The sequence below is a fragment of the Leifsonia sp. CL147 genome (assembly GCF_900114565.1).
Lineage (GTDB): Bacteria > Actinomycetota > Actinomycetes > Actinomycetales > Microbacteriaceae > Leifsonia.
Genome location: NZ_FOTM01000010.1, coordinates 132,293 through 142,884, shown reverse-complemented (window position 1 = coordinate 142,884; position 10,592 = coordinate 132,293). Strand labels below are relative to the sequence as shown.

7 protein-coding genes and 2 pseudogenes are annotated in these 10,592 nt (G+C 64.8%); 7 read left to right on the top strand and 2 right to left on the bottom strand.

The window, feature by feature from the left end:
* The 7 genes and pseudogenes from BM287_RS17850 to BM287_RS10615 form a co-directional block, all read left to right on the top strand.
* A pseudogene (locus tag BM287_RS17850) lies at positions 1-314 on the top strand (hypothetical protein); the annotation flags it as partial.
* 222 nt (positions 315-536) lie between these two features.
* Positions 537-788 (top strand): annotated as a pseudogene (locus tag BM287_RS18080) (IS481 family transposase); the annotation flags it as partial.
* Positions 789-901: 113 nt separating this feature from the next.
* On the top strand, positions 902-1,849 hold the full coding sequence (gene speB, locus BM287_RS10635) for an agmatinase (RefSeq protein ID WP_090039219.1): 948 nt from the start codon (positions 902-904) through the stop codon (positions 1,847-1,849).
* A gap of 69 nt (positions 1,850-1,918) precedes the next feature.
* On the top strand, positions 1,919-2,575 hold the full coding sequence (locus BM287_RS10630) for a TetR family transcriptional regulator C-terminal domain-containing protein (protein WP_090039216.1): 657 nt from the start codon (positions 1,919-1,921) through the stop codon (positions 2,573-2,575).
* A gap of 145 nt (positions 2,576-2,720) precedes the next feature.
* Complete coding sequence (locus BM287_RS10625; protein ID WP_090039213.1) at positions 2,721-4,178, top strand: purine-cytosine permease family protein; 1,458 nt, start codon at positions 2,721-2,723, stop codon at positions 4,176-4,178.
* Positions 4,175-5,008 carry an MBL fold metallo-hydrolase gene (locus tag BM287_RS10620; RefSeq protein WP_090039210.1) on the top strand — a complete coding sequence of 278 codons (834 nt, stop codon included), beginning with the start codon at positions 4,175-4,177 and terminating at the stop codon, positions 5,006-5,008. Before BM287_RS10625 ends, BM287_RS10620 begins: the two co-directional genes overlap by 4 nt.
* Positions 5,005-6,597, top strand: a complete 1,593-nt coding sequence (locus tag BM287_RS10615) for an amidohydrolase (RefSeq protein ID WP_090039208.1) — start codon at positions 5,005-5,007, stop codon at positions 6,595-6,597. Before BM287_RS10620 ends, BM287_RS10615 begins: the two co-directional genes overlap by 4 nt.
* 103 nt (positions 6,598-6,700) lie before the next feature.
* Here the strand turns inward: BM287_RS10615 and BM287_RS10610 are convergent, their stop codons facing one another.
* Together BM287_RS10610 and BM287_RS10605 are read right to left on the bottom strand one after the other, a co-directional pair.
* Complete coding sequence (locus BM287_RS10610) at positions 6,701-7,495, bottom strand: SGNH/GDSL hydrolase family protein (RefSeq protein WP_090039263.1); 795 nt, start codon at positions 7,493-7,495, stop codon at positions 6,701-6,703.
* A 330-nt stretch (positions 7,496-7,825) separates the two neighbouring features.
* Positions 7,826-10,237 (bottom strand): glycoside hydrolase family 2 TIM barrel-domain containing protein, encoded by a 2,412-nt coding sequence (locus tag BM287_RS10605; RefSeq protein WP_090039205.1) that lies wholly within the window; start codon positions 10,235-10,237, stop codon positions 7,826-7,828.
* Positions 10,238-10,592 lie beyond the last annotated feature (355 nt).

Genomic DNA, 10,592 nt, shown 5'->3' with positions numbered 1-10,592 from the left:
CCCGCACAATGGCCTACTTCGAACGGCGCCGCGCGGAGCAACTCACCGACCGCGACATCATGCGTTGCCTGAAACGACACGTCGCGAACGAGGTTTATGCCGCCCTGCTCAACCCCGCCACCGACAACCCGGTCGGACGCGAACTCCGGGCACGCCGACAGGCGATCGGCACACCGATCAGTGTCCTCGCCGCAACGCTCGGCGTCCCCTACCAGCGGCTACGACGACTCGAGATCGGCACCCGCGCCGACCCCGAACTCGAACAACGCGCGAACCTCGCGCTCGCTCAACTCGAAACACCGCAGGCCGCTTGACAGCAATAGGAGCATCCACTCAGCGGGACGCGACCGTGCGGCGAGGCAGTGTGATTCACCAGGACATCTCTGACGAAGTGCATCAATAGAACTCCGACGTTCCAACGGGATTTGGTCCTGGCAGTTGCCCTCAATGTTTGAGGGATGAGCCGTGTTGATCCCGTTGATCCCTCGTGTCCGTCTCGCGATCGTCCAGTGGCCACCGGATGCGCGCGCGGGTCGATCACGACCTTCCGTGCCGAGCACGGGATCTCACCGGAGACGTTCTTCGCGATCCGAAAACGGGCAGCTCAGGATGGGCCGGCGGCGGCGTTCGAGCCGCGGTCGAGACGGCCGCGCAGCAGCCCGTCGAGGGTCCCCGACGAGGTCGCCCAACGGGCGGTCGGAGTCCGCGCCGCACTGGAGGCCTCAGGCTTGGACCATGGGCCGATCAGTGTTCACGAGAAGATGCGTTCCCTCGGGATGGAGCCGGTGCGGGACCCTGGAATACCGGAGTTGACCAGTGAACAAAAAGTGTTGTCTGGCACGACACAGGCTGCCATAGTGTGAACCATCGCCAAACCCGCGCCCCAGGAGACGAAACAACGATGCCAATTGGACCCATCGACAGCTCTCGCACGCCCCGTTTCACCGGACGAGATGGCTTCGCGCGCTTGCCACGACTGGATCAAGTGGAGCGGGCTGACATCGTCGTCGCGGGGATCCCCTTCGATAGCGGTGTGTCATACCGTCCGGGGGCCCGCTTCGGACCGAATCACATCCGCGAAGCCTCCCGGCTGCTGCGCCCCTACAACCCCGCGCTCGACGTGTCGCCATTTGAAATCAGCCAGGTGGCGGACGCCGGCGACATCGCCGTCAACCCGTTCAACATCGAAGAGGCGATCGAGACGGTGCAACAGGCTGCACTCGACCTCACCACCGACGGCGCACGCCTCCTCACCCTTGGCGGCGACCACACCATCGCCCTCCCGCTGCTCCGTGCCGCCGCCACGAGACATGGCCCAGTAGCACTGCTGCACTTCGACGCTCACCTGGACACGTGGGACACCTATTTCGGCGCTGAGTTCACGCACGGAACTCCATTCCGGCGGGCGTTCGAAGAAGGCGTCATCGACAGCGAGGCACTCAGCCATGTCGGCACGCGCGGGCCTCTCTACGGCAAGCGCGATCTCGAGGACGATCGGCGCTTCGGGTTCGGCATCGTGACCAGCTCCGATGTCCTCCGTCAGGGCGTGCACGAGGTGACCGCCAAGCTCCGAGATCGCATCGGAAGCCGTCCCCTCTACGTATCCATCGATGTCGACGTCCTTGATCCCGCGCATGCACCCGGCACCGGGACCCCTGAAGCCGGCGGCATGACCAGTCGCGAATTGCTGGAGATCCTGCGCGGTCTGCGGGGACTGAACCTTGTCGGCGCTGATGTCGTGGAGGTCGCCCCCGCCTATGACCATGCCGAAATCACGGGGGTCGCCGCCGCGCACCTCGTTTACGACCTCGTCTCCCTCCTCGCGCTGCGGAAACACGCCCAGGAGTGACAATTACGGCTGGGCCGCGCCGGGCAAGCCCTTAGCAATAGCGGGCACTCCTTCGCCTACGCTTTGTCCATGAGTACGCTGCGCTCGGCGACACCTGCTACCCGGCGGAAGACCCCCGCAGACCGTCGACAAGAGATTATCGACGCCTCCGCCGCGATCGCGCTCACCGAAACCCTCAACGCGATCACCGCGCGCCGTGTCGCCACTTATGTGGGTGTGGGGTACGGGCTGGTAACGCATTACTTCAGCGCCATCGACGAGCTCGTCGCGGCCGCCTTCTCGCAAGTCGTGACTACCGAGAGGCTCGCTATCGCACACAGGGTCGGCCACCTGCCCACAGCAACGGAACGACTCCGGGAAACCATTGCGGCTTACACCAGTCCCACTCGCGACCCGTTGAGTCTGCTCTGGCTGGACGCGTGGCGGCAGGCCGCCGACCGGCCCGTCGTTCGCACCGCCGTGGTTCACCAGATGGAGCTTGACTTGGCCGACATGACAGCCACGATCGAGGCTGGCTCCGCAACCGGTGAATTCCGGCTGCAGGATGCTCCATCGGTCGTTGCAATGCGAATCCTCGCGCTGCTGGACGGACAGGTTGCCGCGAGCGCCGTGCGCAGCGCATTGGCCGACTCCAGCCTGGACTACCCGGCCGTTGAAGGCCTCCTCGCTGCCAGCACAGAGAGGGAACTCGGCTTGCCGCACGGCACCCTGCGCGCCGGTCAGTAGCCCTCGGCTCCACGCCGGGTCTTACGCAGGCACGCCAGATACTCGCGCAATCTCCGCTATTGCTCACTTGTTCAACAGCTGCTACCGTTCACCCAATTCTTATTGCTCGCACGAGCAACAAGCTGGATGGCGCGAAGGAGCGAAGATGTCACCTCAGGAACCGGCCACCGACCTACCAGGCAGAATAGAAACGCACGGCGCTGACTATGTTCCCGAGTCGGAGCGCTACGGGTCTCCACGATCGCTGTTCTCCGTCTGGGCGGGTTCGAACATCATCTACCTCTACTTCGTCCTGGGAAGCTTGCTGATCATCCTCGGATTGAACCTCTGGCAGGCAATACTCGTCATCGTCGCCGGCAACCTGCTCTGGGCGGGAGTGGGTTACCTCGCCATCAGCGGCCCCGCGTCCGGAAGCCCCAGCGAGGTGATCAACCGAGCCTTCTTCGGGGTCAACGGCAACCGAGTGATTCAGATCGCCATCGGATGGGTGATCGGAGTGCTCTACGAAGCCATCAACCTCTCAGTCGGAGCCCTCGCCGGAGTCGCCCTTGTAACCCACTTCTTCGGCTCCACCCCCGTCCTGCTCCAAGGTGCCATCGTGGTCGGACTCGCGCTGGTCACTTTCACCATCAGCGTTTATGGCCACGCAACCATCGTCAAGCTGGCACCCTGGTTCACCTGGGTTCTCCTCGCTGCGCTCGTCATCCTCGCCTACTTCGTGTTCACACACGCAAACTTCGGGTTCGTACCGGACGGCGGCGGACTGTCTGGTCCAGCGCTGTGGGCGGTCGCCGCTACCGGATTCGGTCTGATCGCCTCGGCTCCACTGTCGTGGCCTGTCGGCGCCGACTACTCCCGCTACCTGCCGACGCAGACGAGCTCTCGCGCGACAGGATTCTGGACCGGATTCGGTGGTTTCCTGCCGGCGACCGGGATCGCAGTTCTTGGCGCACTTGCCGCCACCGCCGTAGACATGAGCAACCCGGAAACAGCCATGGCGAAGATCGTTCCGCCCTGGTTCTACGTCGTCTTCCTTCTCGTCATCATCATCGGCTCCATCTCGAACAACGCACTTACCGCCTACAGCACAGGACTTGCACTGTTGGCCACCGGGATCCCGTGGCGGCGCTCCCTCACCGTCATCTTCGACGCCATTGTCGCCATCGCCGTGACCTTGTACGCCCTATTCATCTCCAACTTCCTCGATACCCTCTCCGGACTCCTCGAGGTGAGCCTGGCGGTCCTTGCACCGGGAATGGCTATCTACGCCGTCGACACCTTCCTCCGGCGCAACCAATACGACGGTCCTTCCCTCCAGAACACCAGCCGCAGCAGTCGCTACTGGTTCACCGGTGGGTTCAACCTTGGAGGGTGCGCGGCTCTCCTGCTCGGTGCAGCCGCAGCATCACTGTGCCTCAACACGACCTTCTACGTTGGGCCGATCACGCAAGCCCTCGGAGGCGCAGACATTTCCGTCTTCGCGGGAGCCATTGTGGGTGGCGGCTTCTACGCCGCCACCCAGGCGCGCCGCATCCGGATCGCCCGTACTTTGCCCGCTGAGAAACCCACCCAGCCCGCCGTCGGGGACCAGCTGCCCGCATGACGACACCAATTCTCCCAGCACGTCATGCCTGGTTCCGGAGAGAGCTGGTCGCGCCCGGTATCGAGCGCATCGACGAGCCACACGTCCACGAATTCTTGCGATCAAACATCTGGTTTATCAAAGGCCGCGACCGCGACCTCGTTGTCGACGCAGGCCTGGGCGTCGCCTCGCTGCACGACACCTTCCCCGACATCTTCATACGAGATCCGATCCTGGCAGTAACCCACGCGCATCTCGACCACGTCGGCTCGGCACATGAATTCGCGGATCGGCGAATGCATCGGCACAGCCAGATAGGCGGACAGACTGCGGCATCCCTCCTCGGGCCGGAGCTGGCCGCGTTACTCGGCCTCGACGCAGCTCAACTCCCCGCCGTGTTGGTAGACGCCGTGCCGGCGCGCTTCACCGTCGAGAGCTACCAAATAAAGACAGCCCCCGCCACCAGCACGGTCAGCGACGGCGATGTCATCAACCTTGGTGACCGACACCTCCTGGTGCTACATCTGCCCGGGCACACCCCAGGAAGCATTTGCCTACTCGACGACGAGAGCGGAGACCTGTTCAGCGGAGACGTCATCTACGACGACATCCTTCTCGACGAACTCCACGAGTCCGACATCGATCAGTACGTTGCAAGCATGCTGCGCCTCCGCTCGCTGCCGGTACGAACCGTCTACCCAGGGCACGGCTACCCTTTCGACCAGTCCAGAATGATCGAGATCATCGATAACTACCTCCGGATCCGCGCACCTCACGCGATGCCAAGGAAGATCCGGTGCAGATCCGAGCATGAGCCGCCAACGGCACCGGGCGGAGAGCTGCCCGCATGAACTATCGCCCCGACGTCGTCCTGATCGCGCCACGCCTCCACACCATGACGGACGCACTGCCGAAAGGTCCAACCGCCATCGCCATCAGTGGTGGTCGCATCGTGCGCATGGCACCTGCCAGCGCCGCCCAGGACTGGACTGCTCAGCAAATCGTCCACCTGCCCCCAGACTCCACCCTTGTGCCCGGACTCGTCGATAGCCACAGCCATCCCATCAGCGGGCTCGCCCTCACCGAAGGGGTGGACCTCTCCGGCTGCCGGGATCTCGCCGACGCGCGACGCCGAATCGCGGACGAGGCGAGCAAGGGTGGGACACGCGGATGGGTTCTCGGCTGGGGGTTGGACCCCAACCTCTTCCAAGCCGGGCACTTACCGCATCGCAACAGCATCGATGATGTTACCGGGACCCTACCGGGACTGATCAGGCTTTCCGACTCACATTCGGCATTGGCTAACACGGCGGCGCTGCGGCTGGCTCGTATTGGGGTCACAATCGGGATGGACCACCCAGACATCATTCGAGAGCCCGGCGGAGCGCCAACAGGGCTGCTCCAGGAGTTCGAAGCCATGTCGCTGGTCGAGAAACATATCCCCGCTGAGCCGGAAACCGCCCGGCAAGGACGGCTAATCCAACTGCTGCACCACATGGCCGCCTCCGGCTTGACTGCCGCATTCGCACTGGACGCGTCAGACGCCCCGGAAGACCTTCTCACGACTATCGAGGATCGTGGCGACCTACCCGTGAAATTGCGTCTCTCCCCCTGGTGCATGCCTGAGCAAACTGTCGATGAGATCACGACACGTCTTGGGCGGCACGGCCGCCGGTGGTGCATCGAAGGAGTGAAACTCTTCCTCGACGGAACGATAGACAACGGTACGGCGTGGCTGGAGAGCCCAGACCAGTTCGGCCAATCGACCAAGTCGACGTGGTCGGATCCCGAGGCCTACGCAGAGCGCGTCCTGTGGTTCGATGAGCACAGCATTCCGACCGCTACGCACGCGATCGGCGACGCGGCGATCGCGCACGCGCTGAAGATACTGCACCGCCAGCTGCTGCGAACTCATCACCGAATCGAGCATCTGGAGACGATGCCCCTCGAGACGGTTCGGCTGCTCGCCCACCCGCGCATCGCAGCCAGCGTGCAACCAACGCATTGCACCCACTTCACCAGCGCTGACCGCAAAGACAATTGGTCCGTCCGGCTCGGGCGACAGCGCGCCGACACCGGTTGGAGGACTCGCGACATCCTCAACATGGGGGCGACGCTCGCCCTCGGATCCGACTGGCCAATCGCACCGTTCGCACCGCTGGCCACAATGGCAGATGCACAACTTCGACGAGTCGCTGGTAAGCCAGAGCAATCCCCGATTCACCCGGAACAGGGCCTTACAGCCCGCGAGGCACTCGCGGGCTACACGACGAGCGCCTACGCCTCCATCGGTCGAGCCGGGGGCGCCGTAGCTGTGGGCGCCGAGGCGGACATCACCGTGTTGGACCGCGACCCGCTCACCACTCCTCCGGACGAGCTTCTCGAGACCCGAGTGCTTGCGACCATGGTGGACGGCACCTTCAGTCACCGCACTGTGTAGAAGTCATCAATCACTCCGGTCGCCAGTTCGCGACCATATGAACGTGTGCGGCGGCGACACCACGGCGCGGCTTTCGCTGCCGCACACCACCCTTACGAATTCTCTACCGTCGATTCACGGATTCAATATGGTCAACAACCGCGGCAGCAACTGCACGCATCCCCGCGAGTGTCGGATGAAAGAGCGCCGCCTGTCGCGTGCTGCGCGGAGCGAAACCTTGGACCCACGGGTCGGCCGACCCCAGGCCATGCGTCTCGCTCATCGACGCCACATCAACGAGCTCAGCAGCGGACAAATGTTCCGCCATCACAAAAGCTTCCTTGAGCTGGTCGGCGATCCTCCGAAACAGGGCCAGTTCCGAGTCCGTGAAGGGAGCGGCTCTCGATGGGGTGGTTTCGGGCCCGACAACCGTGAGGTAGTTGACGAGCAGCACGCGTGTGGAAGGCACCCTCTCGTGGACGGCCTCCACGATGGAGGCGAGCCCTCGAGCGGCCGCGTGAACGTCCCGCTGCGTGGGCGGGGATGCTATGACCGCGGTCCGTAAGCGGCGGCCTAACACCCGCGTAGCCGGGCGCGCCTCGAGCCAGCTGCCGTAGGCCACCGACATAAGGGTGCCGAGATAGCGTAGGTCGTTGCCTCCGGCCGTGAGCGTCACCAGTTCAACGTCCGTGTACCGCGGGAACGACTCCATCTGAGGAGCTAGACGTCGCAACCCTACTCTTTGCGGTTTGCGAAGAATCGTCTCAGTCGTTGCTCCGCTGATAGTGGCATCAGTGAGGTGCGCCCCGATCGCGCCGGCTACAAGGTGCGGGTAGTTGTTCGCGGACCTATTGGCTTGCCGATCGATGACGGGCGAAATCCCAGCCCCCGCTGCGAACGAGCTTCCCAACGCGACCATGTGTGTCACAGCTACAGTCTCACTCTCAATTGCCGCTTGTGTGCCCGGGGCGCGCGCCTGGATGTCATCGAAAATCACGGTGACGTTCACTGCCATCTGCCAGTGAGGAGTACCCGCGGTCAGGTCGTTGGTACCGACGAGGAGGTTCCTGCGACCACTCGCCCTGATCGGTGATGCTGTCGCCGAGCATGACGATGCTGCCTGGGGCCGGCGGGAGGTGATCGGGTTGATCGCGGCGCATGCGGATGCCCTTCTCGACGAGAGGGCCCCCGAGGTGACGTGCCAGGTAGCCGAGGACACTGATCGTGATCTGCGCACGACTGGTCGTCATCACGCTTCCACAGCAGTAACGGTGATCTCAGAGGAGAGGTCTCCCGCTTCGACGCGGATGGTGATGGGGCCGGCACTCGTCGGCCGGATGACCGCGAGCGCTCGCCCGCGGTAGGCGTGGCAGCTGGCGCCGGTGTAGTCGTCTTCGGACGCCGGGTTGTCGCTCCCGAGCCCCTGAAGGCCCCCGCTGCCGGAGACAGTGACGGTGACTTCGTCGTCCCGCGAGATGTGCACCGTTCCCTGGCCGTCGGTGAAGCTGATCTCGATGAACGCGAGGTCTCGATCGTCGGCGACGATCTCGTTGCGCTCGGTGCTGAGCGTCAAAGCGACCTCGCCACCCGCTGTCCGAATGGCCGACCGGCCACGCTCGATATTGCCGCGATATGCGACCGCGGTGAGCTCACCCGGCTGGTACGGCAGCTGGAACGTCGCGATGAAGCGGTGTTCCGCTGCAGCCGGCGCCCGGCCGATCGTGTTTCCGTTCAGCAGCAGTTCGACCTCGTCGGCGTCGGAGTAGACGTCGACGGTGACGGTCGCGCCTTCGTGGCCGGGCCAGCTCCAGCTGTTGACGCTGTCGCTCCACGTGTAGATGGACGGCCTGAGCTGTTCCCGGTCGCCGGCGTCCGGGCGGTGCACGGCGATGAACGGAGCGGAGCGGAGCCCCCAGACCGTCTCGCGCCAGTACGAGATGGTCCGGCGCTGCCCGGTGATGCCGAGATCGCCGGTCCCGGAGAACCGCCACGGGTAGTTGCCGAAGAAGGCCTCCTCGGCAGGTTTGTCGGCTCCGAGCCCGGCCTCTCCGACGTACTCCCAGGCGGTCCAGCTGAATTCGCCGATCACCTGCGGGTAGCGCACCACGTACGGCCACACCTCGTCGAGCTTGCCCGGCAGTCCCTCGGTGCCAAGCAGCAGCCGCTGGGGGTGGCGCTCGATGTCGAGCTCGTATCGGCCGTAGGCGTAGTTGTAGCCGGAGATGTCCAGCTGCGACATCGGCTCTTCGAGACGCTCGGTGGCGAGGTCGGAGACGACCAGGTCGTGGGTCTGCTCACCGAGGTCGCGCATGAAAGCGTTGACGCCGGCGCTGTCCTCCTTGCCGAGTTCGGCTTTGAGGTCATGGAGGACGGTCATCATGGGGTTGATGGCGTTGGTGACCGGGCGGGTGTCGTCCATGCTCTTGATCCAGTCGACGAGGTCGCGTCCGAACGTAGCGCCCCAGCTGTTGCCGGTGTCGGCGACCTCGTTGCCGATGGAGTACATGATCACGCTGGGGTGGTTGTAGTCCCGTTCGATGAGTTCGGTGAGGTCGCGCTGCCACCATTCGTTGAGGTCGAGACCGTAGCCGAAGCCGAGGGTGGGGGTGGTCCAGCCGTCGGTGAACTCGTCGAGGACGAGCATGCCGAGACGGTCGCACGCCTCGAGGAGGGCGGTGCTGATGGGGTTGTGGGCGGAACGGATGGCGTTGTAGCCGGCGTCCTTCAGCAACTGGACCCGGCGCTCCTCCGCCCGCGCGATCGTTGCCGCGCCGAGCACGCCGTCGTCGTGGTGAATGCAGCCGCCGCGGAGCTTGACCGGCTGGCCGTTGATGAGCAGGCCGTCCTGCGCGTCCCAGCTGAGGGTGCGGATGCCGAATTGCTCCTCGTGCACTTCTTCGCCAGCACTGGCTGGCACGAGCCGGGTGCGGATGGTGTGGAGCGATGGGGTCTGCGGGCTCCACAGCGACGGCTTGGAGAGGGCGAACCGCTGACGCAGCGGTGCCGCCTCCCCCGGTCGGACCGAGAGCCGGGCCGATTCGGCGGCGACGATCTCACCGGTCGGGGCGACGACCTCGGTGATCACGGTGACGGTGTCGAGCCGTTGAGAGTCGTTCTCGATGGTGGTGGTCACATCGATCACGGCCTTCCACGCGTCGGCGTCGCGGGTGCGGACGCGGACGCCGTTCCGTGCGATGTGCGTTGCACCACCAGTGAGGAGCCAGGTGTCGCGGTAGATGCCGAGTCCGGAGTACCAGCGTGCATCGAGGTGGTTGCGGCACTCGACGCGGATCTGGTTGTCCCCCTCGTGCAGGTACGGGTCGATCCGCACCGAGAAGGGGATGTAACCGTATGGGCGTTGTGCGACGAATGCGTCGTTGACGTAGATCATGGCGCCGCGGTAGACGCCGTCGAACTGCACCTCGACGCGCCCGGTCTCGAAGCCGTCAGGGGCGGTGAAGGTCTTCACGTACTCGACGACGTCCTCGCCGTGGTAGCCGGTGAGCGCGCCTGGCTTGTTCTCGGCGGAGCGGGGCTGGGAGATCAGCCAGTCGTGCGGGAGGGTTACCGGCTGGGGGGCCTCAGCCTGCCCGAGGATTTCGAGGAAGGGGCTGGTCTGGTGGCGCACGCCCCAGTCGGTGTTGAAGCTCGTCTTGCGCACGGTTGTCCTTATCGTCGTGGTGCTGTCAGTTGATGGAAGTTCGAGGGCGGAGGCCGGCCGCTCCGTAGAGGTCGTCGATGGCTTCGAGTTGGGCGACAGCCTGTGCCGGCGATCCGCCACTTCTTTCCGCCGGCTCTGGCCTGATTCGACGACCGTGCGCGTCCCGCTCTGCGGGTGGTACGGCCAGGAGGCTCGAAGGCGGCCCCTGTCACCGAGGACTTCGAGGCGTGAGGCCAGGACGCGGTGGGACCAGATGGCGGAGATCTCGTGACGCGACGCTCCTGACCGTGACGCCGTCGACCTCGGCGGCGGGCCGGAGCAGCGCGCTGGGGGCGACGCGCGCTGCTCCGAGGAT